The organism is Microbacterium aurugineum, from assembly GCF_023101205.1.
GTDB lineage: Bacteria > Actinomycetota > Actinomycetes > Actinomycetales > Microbacteriaceae > Microbacterium > Microbacterium aurugineum.
Genome location: NZ_CP078078.1, coordinates 2907698 through 2931721, shown reverse-complemented (window position 1 = coordinate 2931721; position 24024 = coordinate 2907698). Strand labels below are relative to the sequence as shown.

Sequence of the window (24024 nt, the reverse complement as noted above, 5' to 3'; positions counted from 1 at the left end):
CCTACCGTGGAACCGTGCCCTCCCTGTCTCCCGCCATCGCCGAGATCCGCCTGGCCGTGCGCACCGCGCTCGCCGACATGCCCGAGGGGTCCACGGTGATCGTCGCCCTCTCCGGGGGAGCGGATTCCCTCGCGCTCGCTGCCGCCACGGCCTTCGAAGCTCCCAAGCTCGGGCTCCGCGCGGCGTCGCTCACCGTCGATCACGGTCTGCAGGAAGGATCGGACGCGGTGGCTTCGCAGGCGGCGCGGGCGGCGGCGGCGCTGGGTCTCGACCCGCTGATCGTGCGTGTCGACGTCGCCGGGGAGGGTGGGCCGGAGGCCGCGGCGCGTGAGGCGCGCTACGGGGTGCTGCGGGATGCGGCGGCGGACGTCCGCGCCGCTGCGGTCCTGCTCGGGCACACCCTCGATGACCAGGCCGAGACCGTGCTGCTCGGTCTCGCCCGCGGATCCGGGGCCACGAGCCTGCAGGGCATGGCGCCGGTCCGCGAAGACGCCGACGGTGTGCGGTGGGTACGCCCGTTGCTCGGCGTCCGGCGGGAGACGACCCGGGCCTTCTGCGTCGCCTCCGCGCTCACGCCCTGGGACGACCCGCACAACCGTGACGAGCGCTACGCCAGGGTTCGAGTGCGCGAGCGCGTGCTCCCGGTGCTCGAGACGGAACTCGGTCCAGGGATCGCCGATGCGCTCGTGCGCACCGCCGAGCAGCTGCGGGAGGATGCGGAAGCCTTCGACGAGATGATCCACGAGACGATCGAAGACATCGTCGAGCACGCCGAGGCCGGCATCTCCGCCAGCGTCGCGGCGCTCGCCGCGAACCCGGCGGCGCTGCGCAACCGGATCATTCGCCTGGTCGTCGACAGTGAGTTCGGCGTCAGCCTGACGAGGACGCAGACCATCGAGGTCGCGCGGCTGGTGACCGACTGGAACGGTCAGGGGCCGATCGACCTGCCCGAGTGCTCGGCCGTGCGCCGCGGTGGGCGCATCGTCTTCACCGCGTCCGGTCGCTGAGCGAGGGGGAAGCCCTACTTCTTACCGCCGAAGAGACCGCCCAGAATTCCGCCGAGGTCGATGCCGCCGCCCGATCCGCTGCCGTTCCCGCCGCCGAGCAGTCCGCCGATCACGTCGCCGATCCCGCCTCCGCCGGAACCACTGCTGCCGCCTCCGCCGAGAAGGCCGCCGATGAGGTCGCCGATCCCGCCAGAGCTCTCGGCTCCGGTGTCCGTCTTGGCGGTCTTGTCCTTGTTCGCATTGGCGATGAGGCCCATCACGATCGGCGCCAGGATGGGGAGGAGCTTGCCGAAGTCGATGCCGGGAGTCGCCTTCGACTCCGTGAGCTCCTTCGTGACCTCCTTCTCCTTCGAGCCGAGGATGTGCGCGACGATCTTGCCGCCGTCGGCCTGATCGATGTCATCGACCTTCGAGGCGCCGGCGGTGCCCTCGTGCTTCTTGAGCGCGTTCTGGATCGCTGCGGAGCCTTCGTCGGTCTCCGCGTTCTTCGCGAGGCCGCCCAGGAGCACGGCACCACCCTGTTCGACGGCGACCTTGGCCTCGTCTCGCGAGACCCCCAGCTTCTGCGCGATGTCATCGATCGGTACCTGCGCGAGGATGTCGTCAAGAGCCATGGTGAATCCTTCCCTCAGGGGCGTCCGCCCGCGTCACCGCTCACAGTAGTGCGGATACCGGAGCATGGGGTGGCGTCGCCTAAAATCGATCCATGCGCGCCGCGGAGATCCAGGACGACCTTGCACAGATCCTCGTCACAGAGGAGGAGATCCTCGCCAAACTCGAGGAACTGGCGGCGCAGGTCGCCCGGGACTACGAGGGCAAGGACCTCGTCCTCGTCGGCGTCCTCAAAGGCGCCGTGATGGTGATGGCCGACTTCGCGCGGGCACTGCCCTTCCACGCACCGATGGATTGGATGGCGGTCTCGAGCTACGGCGCGAGCACCAAGTCGAGCGGCGTCGTGCAGATCCGCAAAGACCTCGACACCGACCTCAACGGCAAGCACGTCCTGATCGTCGAGGACATCATCGACTCCGGTCTCACGCTCAGCTGGCTGCTCGAGAACTTCGGCTCGCGTGGAGCGGAGTCGATCGAGGTGCTGGCACTTCTGCGCAAGCCCGAGGCCGCGAAAGTCGTCATCGACTGCAAGTACGTCGGCTTCGACATCCCCACCGACTTCGTCGTCGGCTACGGCCTCGACTACGACGAGCGGTACCGCAACCTGCGCGACGTCGCCGTGCTCGCGCCGCACGTCTACTCCTGACGCGCGACGACGGGTGTGCTGCCGGGGTACGCCGTGGGTGAACGCACAGCGACCCCCTAGGGCGCGCGCGATACGCTGATCCGATCATGGATGTGAAGAAGCTCACCCGGAATCCGCTGATCTACGTCGCGCTGATCGGCGTGCTGCTCTTCGGCGGATTCCTGCTGATCTCGAATCTGGGTGCGCCCAAGCAGATCACGACGCAGGAGGGGCTCAAGCTCCTCTCCGGCACCACGGTCACCGAGGTGGTCACCACCGACGGCGATCAGCGCGTGGACATGACACTCTCCAAGCCGTTCGAGGGCTCCGAGAACGTGCAGTTCTACTACGTCGACGCACGCGCCGACGAGGTCGTCTCGGCGATCAACGAGGCCGCTCCCAAGGACGGCTTCAACGACGCCGTGCCGCGGGCGACCTGGTTCGACGGCTTCCTCTCCCTCCTTCTCCCGCTCGTGCTGCTGGGCCTCCTGTTCTGGTGGCTCCTGTCGTCGATGCAGGGCGGTGGCGGCAAGGTCATGCAGTTCGGCAAGTCCAAGGCCAAGCTGGTGAGCAAGGAGACCCCGACCGTCACCTTCGCCGATGTCGCCGGCGCCGACGAGGCCATCGAGGAACTCCACGAGATCAAGGAGTTCCTGCAGGATCCCGCCAAGTTCCAGGCGATCGGTGCCCGCATCCCGAAGGGCGTCCTGCTGTACGGCCCCCCAGGAACGGGCAAGACGCTGCTCGCCCGCGCGGTGGCCGGGGAAGCAGGAGCCCCCTTCTATTCGATCTCTGGATCGGACTTCGTCGAGATGTTCGTCGGCGTCGGAGCCTCGCGTGTGCGCGACCTCTTCGGCCAGGCCAAGGAGAACGCCCCGGCGATCATCTTCATCGACGAGATCGATGCCGTCGGCCGTCACCGCGGCGCCGGTATGGGCGGCGGAAACGATGAGCGCGAGCAGACCCTCAACCAGATGCTGGTCGAGATGGACGGCTTCGACCCGAACGCGAACGTCATCGTGATCGCGGCGACCAACCGTCCGGACATCCTCGACCCCGCGCTGCTGCGCCCCGGTCGCTTCGACCGCCAGATCGGCGTGGACGCCCCCGACCTCAAGGGACGTCAGAAGATCCTCGAGGTGCACAGCAAGGGCAAGCCGCTCTCCAAGAACGTCGACCTCGAGGTCGTCGCACGCAAGACCCCCGGTTTCACGGGTGCCGACCTCGCCAACGTGCTCAATGAGGCGGCGCTGCTGACCGCGCGCTCGAACGCGCAGCTGGTCGACAACCGCGCCCTCGACGAGGCCATCGATCGTGTGATCGCCGGTCCGCAGCGCCGCACCCGGGTGATGCGCGACAAGGAGAAGCTCATCACCGCGTATCACGAGGGCGGACACGCACTCGCCGCCGCCGCGATGAACTACACCGACCCGGTGACCAAGATCACGATCCTGCCCCGCGGCAAGGCTCTCGGCTACACGATGGTGCTGCCGCTCGACGACAAGTACTCCGTCACCCGCAACGAGCTCCAGGACCAGCTGACCTACGCCATGGGCGGCCGCGTCGCCGAGGAGCTCGTCTTCCACGATCCGACCACCGGTGCCTCGAACGACATCGAGAAGGCGACCTCGATCGCTCGCAAGATGGTCATCGAATACGGCATGACGACCGAACTCGGTCCGGTCAAGCTGGGCACCGAGGGCGGCGAGCCGTTCGCCGGGCGCGACATGGGCCGCGGACGTGAGTACTCCGAGACGATCGCCGAGCGGGTCGACACCCAGGTCCGCGCGCTCATCGAACAGGCGCACAACGAGGCCTACGAGGTTCTCAGCGCGAACCGCGACATCCTCGACAAGCTCGCTCTGGCCCTGCTCGAGGAGGAGACCCTCGACCACAACCAGATCGCCGAGATCTTCACCGAGATCAAGAAGCTCCCGGAGCGCCCGTTGTGGCTCTCGAGCGAAGGTCGTCCGGTGTCCGAGCGTCCTCCGATCGAAGTACCGAAGAAAGACGTCTCGCTCGCGGCATCCGTCGAAGCCCCGGCTGGTGCCCCGCGCACGCAGCAGGGTTCGGCGGGAGCCGGGCACCCGCGGCCCGCGACGGCGTGACGTGACCGTCGACAGACAGCGTGTCGAGCGGCTCACCCGCGAGCTTCTCGAGGCGATCGGTGAGGATCCGGATCGACCGGGATTGAAGCAGACCCCGTCGCGGATGGGGGAGTTGTACTCCGAGTTCTTCTCCGGGGTGGGGGAGGACCCGGCGGAGCCGCTCGCCCGCACGATCAGCGTCTCCCGCGGCCCGGCGCCCGACACCCTGCCCTCCGGCGCTGTGCTGCTGCGTGACATCCGCTTCCGCTCGGTCTGCGAGCATCACCTGCTGCCGTTCGCCGGGCACGCCCACATCGCGTATCTTCCGGGGGAGCAGGTCGTGGGGCTCGGGGCGCTCGTTCGCGTGGTCGAGATCCTCGCCGCGCGCCCTCAAGTGCAGGAGCGACTCGGAGAGCAGATCGCGGACACGATCGCCGAACACCTCGACACCCGCGGCGTGCTGGTGGTGCTCGACGCCGCCCACGGCTGTGTGACGATGCGGGGCGGTCGGCAGACCGAGACCTCCACGCTCACGATCGCCGCCCGGGGCGAGTACACGGACGCTGTCGCCCGGACCGAGCTCATCACGTTGATCGGGGCGGCAGGGTCCGGAGCAGCACGCTGATGACGGGCATCTGGGGCATCGTCAACGTCACGCCCGACTCCTTCAGCGACGGCGGGCGCTACCTCGATGTCGATCATGCGGTCGCGCACGGTTTGCGACTGCGTGCCGAGGGAGCGACCGTGCTGGACGTCGGCGGTGAATCCACCAGGCCGGGTGCGGAGCGGGTCGGCGAGCACGTCGAGCAGCAGCGCGTCATCCCCGTGATCGAGCGACTCGCCGCTGCCGGTGTGCCCGTGAGCATCGATACGCTCAGTGCGGCCACCGCTGCCGCGGCCGTGCGTGCGGGCGCCCGTATCGTGAACGACGTCTCCGGCGGGCTCGCCGACCCGGAGATGCGTGCGGCCGTCGCCGAGTCTGGCGCGGACTTCGTCATCGGCCACTGGCGCGGCTTCTCCGCGGACATGTACGCGAACGCCGAGTACCGCCGTGTCGCCCGCGAGGTCGCCGGCGAACTCCACGAGCGCATGGGGGAGGCGGCCGTGGCCGGGATCGCCCCGTCGCGCGTGATCGTCGATCCGGGTATCGGCTTCGCGAAGACCGGGGCGCAGAACTGGGACGTGCTGCGCGGACTCGAGGAGATCGTCGCGCTCGGGCCCCGGGTCCTGATCGGCACGTCGCGCAAGCGTTTCCTGGCGGAGACACTGCGCCAGGAGACCGGCACCGACGACGAGGTGTCGGAGTCGCGCCGTGATCTCGCGACGGCTGTCACGAGCGCGCTCGCCGCGCAGGCCGGAGCGTGGGCCGTGCGGGTCCACGATGTGGCCGCGACCCGCGATGCGCTCGCGATAACGCATGCCTGGACGGGCTGAACGTCCGCTCAGCCGCCGGAAGGCGTCCCCCGTACGCTAGAGGCATGGATTTCCTCGATGAGATCGTCCTCACCGGCCTGACCGTCTTCGGCCGCCACGGCGTCTATGCGCACGAGCGGGAGGACGGGCAGGAGTTCTCGATCGATCTGCGTCTGCGGATGTCGCTGGACCAGGCGGCGGCGTCGGATGACGTGGCCGACACGGTGCATTACGGAGAACTGGCCGAGAAGGTGGCAGCGGTGGTGGGGGGCGAGCCGGTGAACCTGATCGAGACGCTCGCCGAACGGATCGCCGCCGTGGCGCTGGAAGACGTGCGCGTGCAGAACGTCACCGTCACCGTGCACAAGCCGCACGCCCCGATTCCGCTCAGCTTCGCCGATGTGGCCGTCACGGTGCACCGCAGCCGTGCGCCCGAGGCGATGGAAGACATCACGATATGAGCCGCAACCTCGCAAACCCGCTCGATCTGCCGGACCGCCGCGCCGGCCGCCCCGAAACCGTGGCGGTCGTCGCGCTCGGCGCGAACCTCGGGGACCGTCACGGGACCATCCGCGCGGCGGCCGAGCGGATCGCCCGGCTGCCGTTGGTGAGCGACGTCCGGCTCTCTCGCTTGTTCGAGACCGTCGCACTCCGCCTGGACGGTCCGGACCCCGACGCGCCCGGCTACGTGAACGCGGTCGTCCTGGTCACCACGCGACTCGCGCCCGAGATCCTTCTCGGGATGCTCCACGCCATCGAGGACGAGAACGGCAGGGAGCGCCGAGAACGGTGGGGCGACCGCACCCTCGATCTCGACCTGATCGCGTACGGCGACATCGTGTCGGACGACCCCCGCCTGCAGCTGCCGCATCCCCGGGCGGGCGAGCGGCTGTTCGTCCTCGATCCGTGGCTCGATGTCGACCCCGAGGCCGAACTGCTCGGCAAGGGAAAGGTGTCGGACCTCGTCGCCGGGCTTCGAGCACGGGGCGAGGGATGAGGCGCACGTCCCTCGGCGTCCTCGTCGTCCTCGCACTGCTCGCCGGCGGCGCGGGATTCCTCCTCGATCACATCCTCACGGTGTCGGGCCGAATCACGTTCACGCCGTCGCTGCTGCTGCCCGTGCTGCTCCTGCTGATCGCCGTCGCCTCGGTGGGGGTCGCCTGGCCGGTCCGGCGCAGCGTGCGGTCGGGGATCCGCATCGATCCGTTCCGCGCCCTCCGTGCGGCGACACTCGCCCGTGCCTCGAGCCTGCTCGGGGCGATCATGGCCGGCTTCGGGGCCGGCCTACTGGCGTTCCTCCTGTCCCGTCCCGTCGTTCCGCAGGTAGGGTCGACTGTGGCCATGCTGGCCCTGATCGGAAGCGCGATCATCCTCGTGATCGCCGCTCTCGTCGCCGAACAGTTCTGCACCCTGCCGAAGGATCCTGATGACTCAGAACCCAGAGACCACGCCCCTCAACCCGGCGGAGGGCACTGATCTCGCCGCCCTCGACCAGGGCACATACTCGAAGCTGCGCACCGCGCGCAACGAGGCCCGGCTGGAGCTCGACGGCACCTGGCACCAGATCTCGCCCCGCTACGTCGTGTCCCAGATCGTGCAGAACGTGATCTTCATCGTCCTGGTGGCCGTCGCGGCCGTCGTGCTGAACCTGGTGCTGCACCAGCAGTGGGTGTGGATCCCCGCCGGCGTGATCCTGCTGATCACCGTTTTCGCTCTCGTCATCCTTCCGCGCCAGGCCAGGGCGATCGGATACATGTTGCGTGCCGATGACATCGTCTTCCGCAAGGGAATCCTCTGGCAGCGCATGATCGCGGTTCCCTATGGACGCATGCAGCTGGTGGACATCACGCAAGGACCTCTCGATCGCGCTTTCGGTATCGCCCAGTTGAAGATGGTCACCGCGGCGGCGACGACCGGCGTGCAGATCCCCGGGCTCACCCAGGAGGCCGCGGAGGCACTTCGCGACACGCTCATCCACGTTGCCGAGACCCGTCGGACCGGCCTGTGAGCGAGCCGCAGCTCCCGCCGTCTCCGAGTGCGCAGGCGACGGCCTCGGAGCCGTCCACGAGCCTCGCCAACGGCGAGTGGCACCGCATGCATCCGCTCACCCCGCTCTTCAAGGGCGGGCTAGTGCTCATCATCGTCGCCGGCATCACGATCGCGAACATGCGCGATCGCCTCATCGCGTGGGCCGTGGCCCTGTTCGCGCCGGAGGAGGCGCGTTACGGTGACTACGCCGGGGCCGACCCCGTCGAGTGGGTGCTCGCGAACAACCTGATCCTGGTCGTGCTGCTCGGCGTGCTCGGTCTCGCGATCGTGCTGATACTGATCTTCTGGTTCGTCTGGCGCTTCCAGCAGTTCCGCATCACCGGTGACCACGTCGAAGTGCGCAAGGGCATCATCTTCCGCTCGCACCGTCGGGCACCGCTCGATCGGGTGCAGGGCGTCAATCTCACCCGCCCCTTCCCCGCTCGCATCATCGGCCTCGCCAAGCTCGAGGTCGTCGGCGCGGGCAACGACGCGAACGTGGAGCTGGAGTATCTCGCAACGGCTCGCGCGGAGTCCGTCCGGTCGGACATCCTCCGCCTGGCTTCCGGAGCGAGGGCGGCACGCGCTGCGGCCCAGAACCCTGATCCCACTGCCGCGGCGGACGCGCCTACCTCTGCTCGCGCGCAGCTGGTCGGCTCGATGAACGAGGGCGTCAACGGACTCCTCGCGGGGGTGGACCTCGCCGATGTCGTCCCTGAGAGCGTCGTCAAGATCCCGACGGGCCGTCTGGTCGGCTCCCAGCTGATCTCGGGCCTGCTCTGGTTCGTGTTCTTCGGCGCGATCTTCGCGATCGCTTTCGGCAGCGCGCTGATCGGCATGTTCGTCGACGGCGACACGGGCGGCGGGATCGTGCTGCTCGGCCTGGGCCTCGGCATGGGTGTGCCGATGGTCATCGCGGTCGTCGGTATCACCTGGGCGCAGATCTCGAAGTCGTTGCGCTATTCGATCGCCCCGACGCCCGACGGCGTACGCATCACCTACGGTCTCCTCACCACGGTGACCGAGACGCTTCCGCCCGGACGCATCTTCGCGGTCGAGGTGTCGCAGTCCCTGCTGTGGCGTCCGTTCGGCTGGTGGACGATCCGGATCAACCGGATGAGCGGCAAGAGCGCCGCGCAGCAGTCCTCCGGAAGCGGACAGCAGTTCAACGTGGTGCTCCCGGTCGGCAAGCGGGCCGACGTCGAGCGTGTCCTCGGGCTGGTTCTGCCGGACGTTCCGGCGGCGAACATCCCGGAACTCTGGGAGCACGGCATCGTGGGTCCGGCGGAGGGCGATGCCTACCGGACGATGCCTCGTCGAGCGCGGTGGCGGCGTCCGTTCTCGTGGAAGCGGCACGGCTATCTCGTGACCGATTTCGGGCTGCTGCTTCGTCGCGGGATCGTGTGGCGCAAGCTCGCCGTGTTCCCGCTCGCGCGCCTGCAGGGCGTGTCCCTCAGCCAGGGACCGATCGATCGAGCACAGCGGGTGTCGGGGGCACAGGTTCACACCGTTCCCGGTCCGATCACGGGTTACCTCTCCGGACTCGAGCGTGCCGATGCCCTGGCGCTGCTCGACGGTGTCGTGGTCGCCGCCGCTGAGGCCGCGTCGCGCGACAGGAGCCACCGATGGAGCGAGCATTCGCCCACCGCATCTGAGCCGACTCCTCCGGCGCCCCCGGCCTACACGGGGCCGCCTCCGGTCTCTCCTCCGCCTCCGTACACAGGGACGCCTCCGGTCGCACCTCCGCCTCCGTACTCCGGGCCTCCCGCCGCGCCGCCGCCTCCACCGGCGACGCCGCCGCAGCCGCGGTCGGAGCAGTGACGGTGCCGCGGGACGGGCGACTCGGCGTCGGGATCATCGGCGCCGGGCGCGTCGGTCCCGTGATCGGAGCCGCGCTCGGTGGGGCAGGGCACGCCGTGGTCGGGATCACGAGCGGCTCCGACGATGAGCGTGCCTCTGCGGTCCTTCCCGATGTGCCGGTGCTCGATGCGCTCGACGTCGTGCGTCGCGCCGAACTCGTGATCATCGCGGTCCCCTCGGAGCAGCTGCCCTCGCTCGTCGCGGGTATCGCCGAGGTGGGCGGTTGGCAGGTCGGACAGCTCGTGCTGCACACGGATCCGGCGTTCGGCATCGAGGTTCTGAGTCCTGCCGCCGCACGCGGTGCGATCCCCCTCGCCGTGCACCCGGCGATCACCTTCACCGGGACGTCGATCGACCTCCGCCAGCTGCAGGCCGGCTTCGCCGCGGTGACCGCGCCCGCTGCTGTGCTGCCCATCGCTCAGGCGCTCGCCGTGGAGATGGGCTGCGAACCGGTCGTGATCGCCGAGGCCGACCGTCCCGCGTACGCCGACGCGATCGCCACCGCGACCGAGTTCTCCCGGTCGATCATTGGGCAGTCGACCGCAAGGCTGCGTGAGATCGGCGTGGAGAACCCGGGCGGATACCTGTCGGCGCTGGTGCAGTCGACCGTCGAACGCGCCCTTCGCGAGGCATCGGATCCTTCTCCGCTGATCTGACCGTGTTGCGCGCACGAGTCCTGGAGCGAGTGCTTGTACCCGGTGGGCACCAGGTCTATCTTGAGGGCATCGGAGCGCCTGAGAGGAGGTGGCCCATGGTCATCGGTCGAGAGCGTCCGCTGGCCGCCGCCATGGATCTCCTGATGGCAGGCGTCAGCGTCGACATCGTGGGCGGGCGGGGGAGCGGTCGGAGCACATTCCTCCGTGCCCTGGCCTCCCGCCTCGAGGATCGGGAATGGACCGTCGTCAGGGCACGAGGAATCGCGTCGTTGCGGCAGCACAGTTTGGGCGCGCTGCACCTCGCCGGGTTCGGTACCGCGACGGGTGCTCGACCAGCGACTCTGAATGAGACGGCACGCGCGCTGGCCGAGCGACTCCGTGCGCGAACAGGGGTGCTGCTCGTGGACGACTGGGATGATCTCGACGAGTCATCCTGGGGAGTGGTCGAGTACGTCCGCCGAGACGCCGGCGTGCCGGTCGTGATATCGCGCCTCCAGGGCCTTCGTGCACGCCATACCCCGACGGGCTTGCCCGCGTCGACGCTCGAGCCTGCATACGTGATCGACATCGAGCCCCTCCGGTTCGACGAGATGGAGTCGGTGCTCAGGGAACACCTCGACGCACCGGTCGAAGCGGGAACGATGAGCCGCCTCTTCGCGAAGTCCGGAGGAAATGTCGGGCTTCTCCTCACCCTGGTCGACGCCTCGATTCGCGAACAGCGCATGTCTCGTCGGAGCACCGGGGAGTGGGAGGCATCGCGCGACCTCTGGAGCGGAGCTCTCCGTGCGGTGCTCGAAGCGCATCTCGAGGGCTTCGAGGATCACACGCGGGACGCGTTGGAGATCATCGCGGTCGTCGGCGTCGCAGACCTCGAAACGGTGCGGAAACTCGTGCCGTGGGAGATCCTCGAATTGCTCGAGGAACGGGGGACGATCGCGATCGTCCCGAGCGCAGGACGACGACTCGTGACGGTCGTTCCTCCCCTCCTCGTCGAATACTTCCGGCATGAGCCCTTGGCGACGAGAAGGACTCGCCTCATCGAACTCGTCGAGGACAAGCTCGGGGCAGGGCTCGGGGAGCAGGAGTCGGAGCCTGACGAGCCGCGGCGCAGCATCAGCAGCGTGGACGATGCTCTCTTCGTGCGTCTTCTCCAGGAACGTGCGCGGACGTTGCGCCTGGTCACGGCTGCGGAATGGGCGGTGAATCCGTCACCGGCTGCAGCGGTCCGATACGCCACGGCGCTCATGCACGCGAGTACCGAGACGGTGCGATCCACGGTGGAAGGGATCATCGACACCGTCGACCCGAGTCTGGGGGACGGCGCGAGTCTGGCCGAGTTCGTGGTCCTGCGAGCACAGTGGCGCGCGTACGTGGCGGGGGAACTCGACGAGGCGCTCGCGCAACTCCGACGGGATGCCGCTGATCTCTCCCTGGGGCCGTATCGACGTCTCCTCGATGCGGCTCAGGTGCGGTTGCTCGTCAACCTCCGTGAAGTTCCCCAGGACTTCACCTCGAAGCTCGAGGTCGAGGATGATCTGCCCGGCCCTGTGAAGATCACGCTGTGGGAGACGCAGATGCTCGTGCTCGTCTGCCTCGGTCGATTCGATGATGCGAGGCGGGTCTTCGCGGAGGTGTCGACGCTCGACGACGGACATGCTTCCCACCTTTCGCGGGCGCTCATGGGACTCGCCCTGCTCGGAGCCGGCCGGCATCGGGAGGGGATGGACTTCCTCGGCCGCGGCTTCGACGAAGCGCACGGGTATCTCGATGTGGATGCGTTACGCACGTTCGGTGCAGCCCTCGCCCTGGGGCACATGCTCGCAGGAGACTACACCGCCGCCGATGACGTCTTGGAGACCCTGCATTCCGCGGGTGATCCGGCCGTCTATCCGCCGGGCATCCCGCTCGCCTTGCTGTCGATCAGTGCGGTGATCAACATCCGACGAGGCAAGGTCTCGGCGGGGGAGCGGTTCGCCGCGGAGATAGAGAAGCTCGAATACCCCGACGGCCCCTTGCCCGGGCAGTCTCGAGCCTGGCCGAGGGCGCAACTCCTGGCCTTCGAGGGCGACCTCACTCGGGCGGGGGAGGTCCTGTGGAGTTCCGGCACGGATCTGTGGAATCGCAATGCACGATACGCAGGGGTGACGGAGCTCCTGTCCTCGCTCGAGCTGGTGCCGTCTCCCGAACGCCTGGCCGACGTTCGACAGAAACTGCGAGACCTCCCCGATGCTCGCTCGCTCGCCGCATATGCGGACTTCGTCGCGGCGGGCGTGGCCGGAGACCCCGCGGCGATGCTCGCGTCCGTCGACGTTCTGGAGGACCGAGGTCTGACCGGTCTGGCTCTCTCTGCGTGCAAGCTCGCCGCAACGGCGTTCGCCAAGGCCGCGGATCCGGAGCGGGAAGCCGCGGCACGGGCACGAGAAGAGCGTTTCCGGACCGACCTTGCCGGGCGACAGATAGACACCGCTCGGTTCGCCGCAACGGCCACTGCGCTCACCGAAAGGGAGAAGGAGGTCGGTCGGCTGGCGGCCGAGGGCCTGACGAATCCGGAGATCGCGATCCGACTCGTTCTCAGTGTCAGGACGGTGGAGAGCCATATCCATCGACTTCTCCGCAAGCTGGATCTGCAAGGGCGACAGGGCCTGAGCAACCACCTGGAGGCCCTTCGCTGAGTCGCTCCGACCGGGCGTCGTGTGTCGGGTGATCGCGTCGGCCACCGCGATCCCGGAAGATCGCGGTGGCCGGGGGCTCGATCCGTCAGTCGTCGCCGAGCGTGATGGCGGGGGACTCCGAACCGGTGTACACCTCTTGCACGCCGCCGTCGATGAAGGTGGCGATGGCATCGAACGACGCCTCCGGCTGCAGGGCCCATGCCCGGTGCTCCGCCCCTTCGATGTAGACGACCTGCATGTCACGGTTCGCTTCGACGTAGGCGTACTGTGCCGTCCAGCTCACGTAGTCGAACTGCGGCTTGAGCATCATCGTCGGGATGTCCAGCTCTTCGAGACGCTGGATCGTGTCCGGCATGTGCTCCGTGAACTCGGAGTTGAGCTCCATGTTCGACATGAAGTTGAGTCCGAAGCCCGAATCCAGTGCTGTCGCCGACCACCGCTTGAGCTCGTCCTGCGACACGAGGTTGGCCGAAGCGCTTGTCATGCCGAATCCCTGCAAGGCGACTGCCACGAGGATCCGAGGGGTCAGCGCTTCCTGCATCTTCGCGACATCGCCACTGCGGTTGTGGAAATCCGGGTCGAGACGCTCGAGCTCTGCCCCTTCGGCGGCCTCCGCTGCCGTGAGCTCGTCAGATGCGAGGTAGCCGCCGGGAGCCGTGAGGATCGCCTTCTCGACGTGGTCCGGGTAGTTCGCTGCGTAGGCCTCCACGATGTACCCACCGGCCGACTGGCCGATCAAGATTGCTTTCTCCGACTCCGTCTTCTCGCGGATGGCGTCGAGGTCAGCGAGCCAGCGCTCCTCGGTGTATTCGTCGAGTTCGAGGTCGGGTGAGAGACCTGCGCCCGGCTGATCGTAGAGATAGACATCGTGCCCGGTCTCGGCCAGCTGGGGGATGAAGCTGAAGTCCTGTTCGTCGGTGAACCCGCCGGGGCCGCCGTGGACGTAGATGATCGGCGTCGGCGACGTCTCGTCGCCTTCTGCCTCATATTCCCAGTACGCGATGCGGGACCCGGTCTCGAGGTCCCAGAAGCTGGGCTCCGGCGCGGCGATGGGCGTCTCCGTACCCTCGACCGGGGCGAGCACGGTGGTGCCGGCGGTCACAGAGGCGACGACCAGAGTGGCGCCCGCGACCAGATAGGGAGACTTGCGTCGGCCCAGCGCGGGGCGCGGTCGTGTGTTCGAGGGCGGCCACGTCTTGTGGGCGAGAGCGGTCAGCAGCCAGGTAGCCCCGAAGAGGGCCACGGCACCCGCGATCAGACCCGCGACCAGGCTGAGGTGCAGCCCGAGAACGGCGAAGACGACGGCGAGTGCAACGCCGACCACGATGGCCAGAATGGAGAGGATGATGGCGGCTGTGGTTCGGCCGAAGCGCGCTCCTCGGGAAAGAGGGCGTGAAGGACTGGTGTGCATGGGGTTCTTTCTTTGCATGGTGAAACGCGCGGGAGCGCGTGGGGTTCGTTCCCCGGGAAGGCGCACCCTGAGGTGTTGCGCGGAACACCCACCTCGGGAACGGGGGCGCGCAACAGGTGCGATCCATGAAGCTACGTCGACCTGGACTCGCGTGCGCGCTCAGGTGTGGCTTCTCCGTGTCGGCTGCGTCGATTGAGGTATTCAGACTCCCCGACCCGTGCGTGAGTTGCGTCCCTCTCCGTGCGGTGACCTCGACTATCGGAAGCCGTTGGACATGATCGTGTTGAGCGCGAGCACGATGATCAGGCCGTTGAAGAAGAAGCTGGACACGGAGTGCCAGACCACGGTCCACCGTGTGCGGCTGGAGAGCACGGTGACATCGGACGCGGCGAAGCTGCTTCCGACCGTGAAGGAGAAATAAACGAAGTCCACCATGCGAGGAAGTGGGGTTCTGGGGAAGTCGAACTGCGGCTCGTCGGCCGTGAGACTGCGCTGGAAGTAGATCTGTGCGAAGCCCCAGTGCAGGAAACCCCACGCGAGAACCATCACCCACACGCCGATGATGGTCGTCCTCAGCCCGACGAGCCAGTCCGGGCTGAGAGCGAGGACACGGAGGGCGGCGGTGAGGCCGGTCATGCTCGCCAGGATCGTCGTGGACGTCGCCACGATCCGCGAAAGTCTGCTGGCGATGAAGCGATGCGGCCGAGCGTCCGCCGGGAGCCGGGCGGAGAGGCCGAGCCCGAGGAGTGCCAAAGAGGCATAGAGGGTCCCGACCAGAGCCCATGCGCCGAGCCAGTCGAGCTGCGCGACGCCGTTCTCGACGCCGAAGTTCACGATGACGCCCAGGACGATCATCGCCACCTGGCCGACGAGCGCCGCTCCATAGCCGATCGCGCCCCACCACCCTCTCGCCTGCCGAGTCGTCCGATCTCTCGACAGGCGAGCGGTCCTCCGCAACCGTCGCGAGCGATCACGCAGATCTGCGTGGCGTTCGTCGTTCGCGAACTCGCGCTTGTACATGAAGACCTTCCAGCCGGGACGAAAGATCTCATTCCAGCAGTCGTCATCGATGCGGAACGGCGGATCCCCGGGTGGTGAGAGGCGGCGGACCGGAAATTGGGTGCGTCGCGGTGCGGATCTGCGTGTGCATCCAGGGGACCCCCGTGGGACGCTCGGCACTGATCCCGCCGGCGCGACTACTGAATCGCGACTATTCGCCACTCAAGCGTCGAATCCGAACCGTAGCGTGGCATCGGCGGCTGGGCGACCGCGCTCGACGACGAACAGGAATGATCACGATTTGTGGTCGATCATGTGAAAACGACCCCCTCTGTCTTGAATGGTGATATCTTCCGGGCACCGCGGGGAGATCAGATTACGACTCGCTGACGCGGGTCTTAGGTGCATCGGAGGATCAAGATGGACGTGAAGATCAGTACCCGCGCGAAAGTGCTGGCAGCGATCGGGATAATCGCCGTGGCAGCCGTGGGCGCGACCCTCGCGGCGTTCACCGACACAGGCAACGTGGAGACCACGTTCACCTCGGGGACACTGGACCTCAAGTTCGACGACGACCAGGACGGCAACCCGGACAACTACCTCGTCGACTTCAGCGCAGGGTTCGACAACCTCGCGCCGGGCGACTCCGTCGACCTCGACCTGCTCGTCTACAACTCCGGCACGATCGATGCGCTGCTCAGCCTCGGCGCCCCGATTCTGACGAACTCGGAGGGAACGCCGGCGACGGCTCTGGAGGACTACCTGACGGTCGTCATCACCGATACCGGCACGTCCACCGAGCTGTTCAACGGAACTTTGGCCTCGGCGTCGTTCACCGGGCTTGACATCTCCTCGGGCGGAGCGGCCAACGGGACCACTCTGAACATCGTCGTCTCCTTCGATTCGGCCGCTCCGGTCGGCGCCGCTGGACAGGGTGTCACGGTGGTGTTCCCGTTCGAAGCGACGCAGGCATAGCGCTGTCCGTCATGAGTGACATGGTCGGGGTCCCCTCAGAGCTCGTCTGGGTTCCGCCCGTCGTCACGGTCGAGAACATCAAGCCCGGCGACCCACAGGTGCGGACGCTCACGCTCACCAACAGCAACGATGTACCTGTCGAGCTGTCCTCGGAGCTGATGCAGTCCGGTGATCTGTTCGGGGGCGACACTCCGCTCGACGTCAGTTTCTCGTTGTCGGAGGAAGGTCGGTGCTCGGACAACCCGGAGGCGATCCCGGCGCAGGGGACGGTCACGGTGACGATGGTCGCCGAGTTGCCCATCACCGCCGGAAACGAGTATCAGGGTCAGTCCGGGGTCGCGAACTACATCGTCACCGCGACCGAAGCAGACGTCTGCGTCCTCTCGAGTCCACCGGCCAACCCACCGGACGCTCTGCCTCCGACGGGGGTGGCGGTCGGCGGGACGTTGCTTCTCGCGTTGGCATGCCTGCCGGTGGGCGCAGCGCTCCGCTTCGGGAGGCGACGACGGCGGGAACGGCGGGGATCATGATCGACACCACCGCATCGACGCCTGCCTCGACGTCTACCTCGTCGTCAGGGAAGGGGTGGCGGGTGTTCTTGAACACCGCTGCGATCATCGGGGCCGCAGCGGTGGTGATCGCGCTCTTCGCCGCCATCATCGGAGCGCGAGTCCTCATCTTCTCCTCCGGCTCGATGGCTCCTGCGATTCCGGAGGGCTCCGCGGCGATGACGATTCCTCGTGACACCGACGAGCTCCAGGTCGGCGACGTGATCAGCGTCCCCCGTGCGGGGGACGGGAAACTGGTGACCCACCGCATCGTCGATCTGACCGTTCGTGACGGGCTCACCCTCGCGACGCTGAAGGGCGATGCGAACCCCGCGGCTGACGCGGCGCCGTATGCCCTCGGCGCCCAGACGCAGACGGTAGCGTTCGCGATTCCCCACGCCGGCGGGGCCCTTGCCGTGATGAAGTCGCCCTGGTTCCTCGGCGCGGTCGTCGCTCTGGTCGTGCTGGCAGCGATACCGACACGTCCCCATTCGCGCAAGAACACCGAGCGCACGAAGACAGATCACGCAGGAGAAGCATGACGGCCCGACGACGCAGACGCCTCGCCCCCTTCATCGTCGCGATCGCGATCGCGGTGGCGGCATCCGTGCTGGGAGCCAGTCAAGGGTCCGTCGCTCAGTTCGGGGACGCGGGCCGGGTGCAGTCGAGCGTGGCGGCTGTGGATTCCGTTCCGCTGAGCTTCGTCGGTATCGATGCCGGAGAGAACTACTCGATGGGCTGGACAGCTGCCGGTGAGATCTTCACCTGGGGCGGGAACTCCGGAGGCCAACTGGGAAACGGGAGTGTCGGCGGCTCACGTCTTGTTCCTGAAAGGGTGATGTTGCCACCGGGGGTGGAGGTCGTCAAGGCGGACGGCGGGTTGGATACCGTCATCGCTCTCGCCGCGGACGGCGGCGTCTACACCTGGGGGAACGGGGCTATCAGCGGGACGAGCCCTACTCCTTCACGAAACGCGTTCTTCGACTCACTCGGCGACCCGGTCGTCGGCGTCTCCAGCGGCGGCTATTACTACCTGGCGTGGACGGAGAGCGGCGCTCTGTATTCCTGGGGTACCGGAGGAAGCGGTCGTCTCGGTCGCCCTGCGACGGGGCAGAGTCCGCCGGCGCGCGTGACGGCACAGGGCTTGGATACGCAGGTCGTCGTCGGCGCTGCCGCGGGACGCTTCCAAGGAATCGCCTCGGTCGACGGTGGTGCAGTCACGGTGGCGTGGGGCAGCGGGTTCGGGACTGCTGCGGGTGTGACGCTCACGGGGATCACCTCCACGGTCGGGGGTGTCGCGGCGGGCACCGACGTCGTCCTCGCCTGGGGTCAGGATGGGTCCCTCTTCTCCGCGACGTCTGCGGCGGCGTCGGTCGTCGTCGGTGCGACCGGCATCGTCGGAGCGGACGCCTCTTTCCCCGCTGCAGGCTCCTCGTCGTTCTACGCGTGGCGCGCAGACGGGGCCCTGTTCGCCTGGGGAGACAACAGTCAAGGACAGTTGGGGCTGGGGACCACCGGCGGGTCTGTGCCCTCACCGACGCCGGTGACGCTCGCCCCGGGGTCGGTCGCACTCCAGACCGGGGCCGGCGCAGATCATGCTCTGTATCTCGGGCAGGACGGCACGTTCAGCTCGGCGGGGAGCAACGCGTTCGGACAGCTGGGAACGGGCGACACCATCCCGCGGAACACCTTCGGCAGCGCGATCACGATCCTCCGCTGGCCGCAATGATCTTCGGCGGGCGATGAGAGGGGCGACTCATGAGTACGGCGAGCGTGACTGATCCGCTCTACGGTGCTTCCTTGGGGCAAGCGATCACGAGGTTCTTTCGCAAGTACGCCACGTTCTCCGGTCGTGCGAGTCGCTCGGAGTACTGGTGGTGGCAACTCGCCACCACCGTCGTCTATCTGGTTCTGGCGGGCTCGATTGTTGCCATAGGCGTCGCGGGCGGCGAATTCGACACCGGAACTGAGGTCTTCTCCCTGGGACCCGCTTTCAACGTCGGGATCACGCTCCTGGCGGTCTGGACCCTGGCCACGCTCGTGCCACAAATCGCGCTGGCCGTGCGACGCCTGCACGATACGAACCTCTCGGGGTGGTTCGTCCTGCTGCGGCTCATTCCGTCTGTCGGGGACATCGTGCTGTTGGTGCTGACGATTCAGCCGTCCAATCCCGCGGGCGCACGGTACGACAGGCGCTGAGCCGAGGTCTCTCCCGGGCCCGGGCTCAGCGCCCGCCAGAGAACCCGCCGCCGCCTCCGCCCCCGGAGAACCCGCCGCCGAATGATCCGCCTGCGCTCGACGAGGCGCTCGTCGAGGGTGCCGTGTAGGTCGCGGCGGAGCGCGACGAGGCCATGAACGCCGCGAGCTGCATCCGGACGGCGAAGGACGCGGGGTCGCCCATCCAGGTCGCTCCGCGATGCTCATGCGCATAGGCATGCTCGAGGACATCGCCCCATTCGTTCTCCATGCCGAACAGGATCGCGTAAGGGAGGAGCCGTTCGTACAGGTGGATGACGTCGGCGGTGCCGTCCGGTCGGCGTTCTGCACCGCTGTAGGACTGGAGCATGCGCAGGCGGTCGGCCTCGGCGACCCGGATGAACTCCTGCACGCCTTGCAGGTACTCGTAGGTACGGGCGCCCTCTGCGGTGAGCACGGTGTGCTTCGAGAACGCGTACAGGCTCGACAGCAGAACGAGGAACGCGACGAAGGAGATCACGACCACACCGGGGATGGCGGAGAGGCGGCCGGTCGTGGCGGCCCAGATGCCGAGGGCCAGGCCGATCGCTGCGATGCCGATCGCGCACCACTGCAGGATGACGGCCGCGCGACTGCGGGCCTTCTCGGTCAGGCCACGCGATGCCGCGGCAACCTTCCCGCTCTGCTCCAGGGTGGACATCCGCGCGGCGAACGCCTCGTCTGCGGCAGGAACGTCGACGACACCGTCGGGGTCGGCGTCGGTGAAGAGCGCCTCGAGCGCGGCCTCGTCCAGCTCGTCGGACCCGGTCGTCGCCCGCAGACGCCGCAACCGGGGTTCCTCCGCCGTCGCGCCCTCTTCGATGCGCAGGCTGCCGCGGACGGCGAGGTGGACGATCTCGGCGGGGATCATGTCTTTCGCGCCGGGGATGACGGCGCCGGCGAGCAAGGGAGGAAGCGAATCCGGCACGTCGTACTGGGCGATGACGATCCCGGTCGCTCTCCGGCGTCGGCGCGTGAACCCTGCGACGGCCACCCAGCTGCCGACGGAGACGCCGACCGCACCGGCGGCGGCGATCAGCGGGGCGATGTCGCCCACCGGATCCGGCGTCCGCGCGAGGGGCTGTGCGACGGTGTCCGCGTCGAAGCCTATTGCCACGGTCACCCCGTGACCGGCGGGGAACTGGGCGGATTCGACCCGGAACGTCGCGGCCCCACCGTCGGTGGTCGGGCCCTGAAGGTCGCACTTGTCCCTCGAGCCCAAAGCACCGGTATAGCAGCGGGCGGAGCCGGTGAGCGCCGCCGACATCTCGCTGTCGAACGTGATGTCGGCACGGAAGCGTTCAATGGGCTGTGTGCTGTCGAGGGGGAGCAGGTCCCAATAGAATTCGTCCACCGACGGCGTCGACGACCCATCGGTCGGACTCGTCGCCAGCACCACGTCGCGCATCTCGTACTCGATCACGTACGTGGTGAGGCCCTGCACGTAGTCGTCGGTGCCGATGCTCACGAAGGTGAGTCCGTCTTCCTCGTCGGTCTCGTAGGGGACGGCAGTACCGTCTTCATCCGTGACCGCGATGATCCGCGTCTCGGTGCTGGCGCCCTGGTATGAGGTCGGCAGTCCCCGGACGATTCCGCGATTCTGATCGGTCTCGGGGAAGCGGGCGACCAGCGTCTCAGTCACCCGCATCAGCGCGCGGCCCTCCTGATCCAGGCCGACCTCGTAGTCGGCATCCCACGAGGCATACGAGAAGTCGTCCACGTCGGCCGTGGACACGGGTGCCGCTTCCGCGGTGACTGGCGTGGCGATCCCGGCAAGAGCGAGAGAGAGGGCAGCGAACGCGCGGAGGATCCGTGTGTGGGCCATTCTTCGAGGCTACCCAGCCCGTGCCGAGGGAGGAGGCGCCGCCTCGGTAAACTGGGAACGACTTTCAAGGAGCCCCGCACATGACTGACGCGTCCGCCGCGCCCGAACCGGCCTCGAACGACCTCCCCGCCGAGGAAGACGTCCACGAACAGAAGGCCGTGCGACTCGCCAAGCGCGAGCGTCTGATCGAGAAGCGGACGGATGCCGGTGGGGGAGCTTTCCCGGTGGGCGTGCCGATCACGCACACCATCCCCGCGCTGCGCGCCGAGTACGGTGACCTCGAAGCCGGCGATGAGACCGGCGTCGTGGTCGGCGTCGCCGGTCGTGTGGTGTTCAGCCGGAACACCGGCAAGCTCTGCTTCGCGACGCTGCAGGCCGGCGACGGCGCACGCATCCAGGCGATGATCTCGCTTGCGAACGTCGGCGAGGAGTCGCTGGCGGACTGGAAGGAGTACGTCGACCTCGGCGATCACGTCTTCGTGCACGGAGAAGTGATCTCCAGCCGTCGCGGAGAGCTGTCGATCATGGCCGATGGCTGGGAGATCGCGTCGAAGGCGGTCCTTCCTCTCCCCAACGCCTACTCCGAGCTCAGCGAGGAAGGGCGCGTGCGCAGCCGCTACCTCGATCTCATCGTCCGTGAGCAGGCACGCACCACGGTCCGTGCGCGTGCGGCCGTGAACGCGAGCCTGCGTGCCACCTTCACCAGCCACAACTACCTCGAGGTCGAGACCCCGATGCTGCAGGTGCAGCACGGAGGGGCATCCGCACGCCCGTTCATCACCCACTCGAACGCCTTCGACACGGAGCTGTACCTGCGCATCGCGCCGGAGCTGTATCTGAAGCGCGCGGTCGTCGGGGGCATCGAGCGTGTCTACGAGATCAACCGCAACTTCCGGAATGAGGGTGCGGATTCCACGCACAGCCCCGAGTTCGCGATGCTCGAGGCCTACCAGGCCTATGGCGACTACAACCAGATGGCCGCGTTGACGCAGGAACTCGTACAGAAGGCGGCGATCGCGGTCGCGGGGTCGACGACCGTGACCTGGGCCGATGGCACCGAGTACGACCTCGGCGGCGAGTGGGACCGCATCTCGATGTACGAGTCGCTCTCCGCAGCATCGGGCCGCACGGTCACCCCGCAGGACTCCGTCGAAGACCTCATCGCCTTCGCCGAGCAGACCGGTGTCGATCTTCCGCCTCAGGCCACCCACGGCAAGCTCGTCGAAGAGCTGTGGGAGCACTTCGTGAAGGGCGATCTGGTGCGCCCGACGTTCGTGATGGACTTCCCCGTCGACACCTCCCCTCTCGTGCGTGAACACCGCTCGATCGACGGCGTCGTGGAGAAGTGGGACCTGTACATCCGTGGGTTCGAGCTGGCGACCGGGTACTCCGAGCTCGTCGACCCCGTGATCCAGCGCGAGCGCTTCGTGGAGCAGGCGAAGCTCGCCGCACGGGGTGACGTCGAGGCGATGCCTGTCGACGAGGAGTTCCTGCGAGCACTCGAGCACGGCATGCCGCCATCCGGGGGGATGGGCATGGGGATCGACCGTCTGCTGATGGCGATCACCGGCCTGGGGATCCGCGAGACCATCCTCTTCCCGCTGGTGAAGTAGTCCGCGGGGCCCGGCGTTCATCGTGCCGGGCCCCGACGGAACGCCCATTCCGGCAACAGGGCGCTGCCGATCATGGTCTCCAGCAACGCTGCGAGAGAGTAGCCGGGATCGATCTCGCGCACCAGGTCGAGGTAGTGACCCGCATGCGTGGCGCGGCCGAGGGCCCAGGCCAACCACGCCGCCGCCGTCAGCGGTGCCGGTCGTGAAGCCCGCGGTGCCCGTGCGGCCGCCGCGCGGACGGCCGAGAGGGCGACGCGAAGCCGTTCCGGGTCCGGGCCGGGCCCCTGGCCCAGGAACAACCGCCCCAGTTCGTCCGGGACCATCTCGCCGCTGGTCGCGAAGGCCATCTGTGCGCTGTAGGCGCGCTTGCCGCCGAGGAGATCGGTGGCCCACTGGGCGATCGCCACATCTCGCAGAAGCGGGCGCTCGAGACATCACAGCAACGTCGCGGTCGCGAACGGCGGGAGCGTATCGGGAGTCGCGAGCACGGACTCGAAGAGCGCCGGGATGTCTTCCAACAGCACGAGCGCAGCGATCAGCTGGGGGTTCTCGTGTCCGGTCACACGCGCGCTGCGTCCTGTCTCCTCCTGATCGAGCAGTGCCGTCAGCTCCTGCATCGCTCGCCCGACCCTTTCCTTCTCTGCGAGGTCGACCTCGGGAAGCTCCGCTCCGGCCCACTGATCCCCGGAGACATCGCCCACCGATGGCACCTCCGCGGGCGGGAGGACCTCCGCGAGGGGGTGGAGACGCGGCGCCGGGTCGAGATAGCTCGACCATCCCGACGGCGTCACACAGAGCGCGTCGACCACTCGGAGACCGGCATCCTCCGCGGACCCCAGCACCTCGTCGACGGCAACGGCGTACGGCAGCACGAGCCCGTCGCGGGTGGCCTGGGACTCCTCGTCGGTGTAGACCACGAGTGCCACGGCATCGGTGCCGGTGACGCGCGACGCCAGGCCGACTGCCGCATGAGCGTAGTGCTCGAGATCGGTCTCGTCGTCGGGGAGGTCCAGCCGCATGGCTCCTTCCGTGCGGGCGCCGCAGAAAGGGAGCAGGACGATGCTCCGACGAGGTGTGAACCCGGCGAGAGGGGGGACCAGGGCGAGGAACGCGGCGGAATCGGTGGCACGAAGAACTGTTGTCATGCCGAGAGTGTCGCGGAACGCGTGGCCACGCAGGGCGGAAGAGGCGGGCTGTGGACGCGGATCCTGAAAGAGCGGGAATGTGCACGAAGAGTGGCTCGCGTACCATGGGGTGATGGACAACTTCTGGCTCGCCGCGGCATGGTCTCTCCTGCCGACCGTCGGAGTGAGCATCGTGTTCGTCTTCGTGCTCCGCGGCATCCTTCGCTTCGATCGCAAAGAGCGCAAGGTCCACGCGCAGATCGAGGCCGAAGAGCGCGCGGCGCGCGGCCTCCCGCCGCGCGTCTGAGTCCGACCCATCCGCTACTGTGAAGCC

General features: G+C 67.9%; 25 protein-coding genes. 19 read left to right on the top strand and 6 right to left on the bottom strand.

Features of this window, described 5'->3' with window-relative positions:
* Positions 1-14: 14 nt before the first annotated feature.
* Entirely contained in the window at positions 15-1007 is a 993-nt protein-coding gene (gene tilS, locus KV397_RS14155; protein WP_261811536.1) for a tRNA lysidine(34) synthetase TilS, read from the top strand.
* 14 nt (positions 1008-1021) lie between these two features.
* On the opposite strand, the gene KV397_RS14150 is transcribed toward tilS, so the two are convergent.
* Complete coding sequence (locus KV397_RS14150) at positions 1022-1621, bottom strand: DUF937 domain-containing protein (RefSeq protein ID WP_261811535.1); 600 nt, start codon at positions 1619-1621, stop codon at positions 1022-1024.
* A 92-nt stretch (positions 1622-1713) separates the two neighbouring features.
* Between KV397_RS14150 and hpt the strand changes: the two genes are divergently transcribed.
* From hpt to KV397_RS14095, 11 genes are all read left to right on the top strand, one after another.
* Positions 1714-2265: a hypoxanthine phosphoribosyltransferase gene (gene hpt / locus KV397_RS14145; protein WP_047521293.1), complete on the top strand. Its 552-nt coding sequence runs from the start codon at positions 1714-1716 to the stop codon at positions 2263-2265.
* A gap of 86 nt (positions 2266-2351) precedes the next feature.
* Positions 2352-4352: an ATP-dependent zinc metalloprotease FtsH gene (ftsH, locus tag KV397_RS14140; RefSeq protein ID WP_047521291.1), complete on the top strand. Its 2001-nt coding sequence runs from the start codon at positions 2352-2354 to the stop codon at positions 4350-4352.
* Position 4353: 1 nt separating this feature from the next.
* A complete protein-coding gene (gene folE, locus KV397_RS14135) occupies positions 4354-4956 on the top strand; it encodes a GTP cyclohydrolase I (protein WP_047521289.1) in 603 nt (200 codons plus the stop codon).
* The gene (gene folP, locus KV397_RS14130) at positions 4956-5765 is read left to right on the top strand and encodes a dihydropteroate synthase (RefSeq protein ID WP_261811534.1); all 810 of its coding nucleotides are present in this window, start codon (positions 4956-4958) and stop codon (positions 5763-5765) included. Before folE ends, folP begins: the two co-directional genes overlap by 1 nt.
* A gap of 44 nt (positions 5766-5809) precedes the next feature.
* On the top strand, positions 5810-6205 hold the full coding sequence (gene folB / locus KV397_RS14125) for a dihydroneopterin aldolase (protein ID WP_131492947.1): 396 nt from the start codon (positions 5810-5812) through the stop codon (positions 6203-6205).
* Positions 6202-6741, top strand: a complete 540-nt coding sequence (folK, locus tag KV397_RS14120) for a 2-amino-4-hydroxy-6-hydroxymethyldihydropteridine diphosphokinase (protein WP_261811533.1) — start codon at positions 6202-6204, stop codon at positions 6739-6741. Before folB ends, folK begins: the two co-directional genes overlap by 4 nt.
* The gene (locus KV397_RS14115; RefSeq protein ID WP_261811532.1) at positions 6738-7220 is read left to right on the top strand and encodes a DUF3180 domain-containing protein; all 483 of its coding nucleotides are present in this window, start codon (positions 6738-6740) and stop codon (positions 7218-7220) included. Before folK ends, KV397_RS14115 begins: the two co-directional genes overlap by 4 nt.
* Entirely contained in the window at positions 7171-7752 is a 582-nt protein-coding gene (locus KV397_RS14110) for a PH domain-containing protein (RefSeq protein ID WP_261811531.1), read from the top strand. Before KV397_RS14115 ends, KV397_RS14110 begins: the two co-directional genes overlap by 50 nt.
* Entirely contained in the window at positions 7749-9593 is a 1845-nt protein-coding gene (locus tag KV397_RS14105) for a PH domain-containing protein (RefSeq protein WP_261811530.1), read from the top strand. Before KV397_RS14110 ends, KV397_RS14105 begins: the two co-directional genes overlap by 4 nt.
* 2 nt (positions 9594-9595) lie before the next feature.
* Positions 9596-10288, top strand: a complete 693-nt coding sequence (locus KV397_RS14100; protein WP_256536459.1) for a DUF2520 domain-containing protein — start codon at positions 9596-9598, stop codon at positions 10286-10288.
* A 95-nt stretch (positions 10289-10383) separates the two neighbouring features.
* On the top strand, positions 10384-12960 hold the full coding sequence (locus tag KV397_RS14095; protein WP_261811529.1) for a helix-turn-helix transcriptional regulator: 2577 nt from the start codon (positions 10384-10386) through the stop codon (positions 12958-12960).
* Between the two features lie 85 nt (positions 12961-13045).
* Here KV397_RS14095 and KV397_RS14090 read toward each other — a convergent pair whose 3' ends face one another.
* Positions 13046-14284 (bottom strand): alpha/beta hydrolase, encoded by a 1239-nt coding sequence (locus tag KV397_RS14090; protein WP_261811528.1) that lies wholly within the window; start codon positions 14282-14284, stop codon positions 13046-13048.
* A gap of 342 nt (positions 14285-14626) precedes the next feature.
* Positions 14627-15391: a DUF1345 domain-containing protein gene (locus KV397_RS14085; protein WP_261811527.1), complete on the bottom strand. Its 765-nt coding sequence runs from the start codon at positions 15389-15391 to the stop codon at positions 14627-14629.
* A 399-nt stretch (positions 15392-15790) separates the two neighbouring features.
* Between KV397_RS14085 and KV397_RS14080 the strand changes: the two genes are divergently transcribed.
* From KV397_RS14080 to KV397_RS14060, 5 genes are read left to right on the top strand one after another with little or no spacing between them, the layout of a single operon-like run.
* Positions 15791-16345 (top strand): TasA family protein, encoded by a 555-nt coding sequence (locus KV397_RS14080; RefSeq protein WP_131492938.1) that lies wholly within the window; start codon positions 15791-15793, stop codon positions 16343-16345.
* An 11-nt stretch (positions 16346-16356) separates the two neighbouring features.
* On the top strand, positions 16357-16875 hold the full coding sequence (locus tag KV397_RS14075; RefSeq protein ID WP_261811526.1) for a hypothetical protein: 519 nt from the start codon (positions 16357-16359) through the stop codon (positions 16873-16875).
* On the top strand, positions 16872-17435 hold the full coding sequence (locus KV397_RS14070; RefSeq protein ID WP_261811525.1) for a signal peptidase I: 564 nt from the start codon (positions 16872-16874) through the stop codon (positions 17433-17435). The genes KV397_RS14075 and KV397_RS14070 overlap by 4 nt, the downstream gene beginning before the upstream one ends.
* Positions 17432-18622 (top strand): RCC1 domain-containing protein, encoded by a 1191-nt coding sequence (locus KV397_RS14065; protein ID WP_248569767.1) that lies wholly within the window; start codon positions 17432-17434, stop codon positions 18620-18622. The genes KV397_RS14070 and KV397_RS14065 overlap by 4 nt, the downstream gene beginning before the upstream one ends.
* A gap of 29 nt (positions 18623-18651) precedes the next feature.
* A complete protein-coding gene (locus KV397_RS14060) occupies positions 18652-19092 on the top strand; it encodes a DUF805 domain-containing protein (protein ID WP_261811524.1) in 441 nt (146 codons plus the stop codon).
* 25 nt (positions 19093-19117) lie between these two features.
* Here the strand turns inward: KV397_RS14060 and KV397_RS14055 are convergent, their stop codons facing one another.
* Positions 19118-20953 (bottom strand): DUF2207 domain-containing protein, encoded by a 1836-nt coding sequence (locus KV397_RS14055; protein WP_261811523.1) that lies wholly within the window; start codon positions 20951-20953, stop codon positions 19118-19120.
* Between the two features lie 80 nt (positions 20954-21033).
* Here KV397_RS14055 and lysS point away from each other — a divergent pair, with 80 nt between their 5' ends.
* Positions 21034-22566, top strand: a complete 1533-nt coding sequence (gene lysS, locus KV397_RS14050) for a lysine--tRNA ligase (RefSeq protein WP_261811522.1) — start codon at positions 21034-21036, stop codon at positions 22564-22566.
* Between the two features lie 17 nt (positions 22567-22583).
* Here lysS and KV397_RS14045 read toward each other — a convergent pair whose 3' ends face one another.
* Together KV397_RS14045 and KV397_RS14040 are read right to left on the bottom strand one after the other, a co-directional pair.
* A complete protein-coding gene (locus KV397_RS14045; protein WP_261811521.1) occupies positions 22584-22973 on the bottom strand; it encodes a DUF4192 family protein in 390 nt (129 codons plus the stop codon).
* 27 nt (positions 22974-23000) lie between these two features.
* Complete coding sequence (locus KV397_RS14040; RefSeq protein ID WP_261811520.1) at positions 23001-23711, bottom strand: DUF4192 domain-containing protein; 711 nt, start codon at positions 23709-23711, stop codon at positions 23001-23003.
* A 112-nt stretch (positions 23712-23823) separates the two neighbouring features.
* Here KV397_RS14040 and KV397_RS14035 point away from each other — a divergent pair, with 112 nt between their 5' ends.
* Positions 23824-23997, top strand: a complete 174-nt coding sequence (locus tag KV397_RS14035; RefSeq protein WP_165875449.1) for a hypothetical protein — start codon at positions 23824-23826, stop codon at positions 23995-23997.
* Positions 23998-24024: the final 27 nt, after the last annotated feature.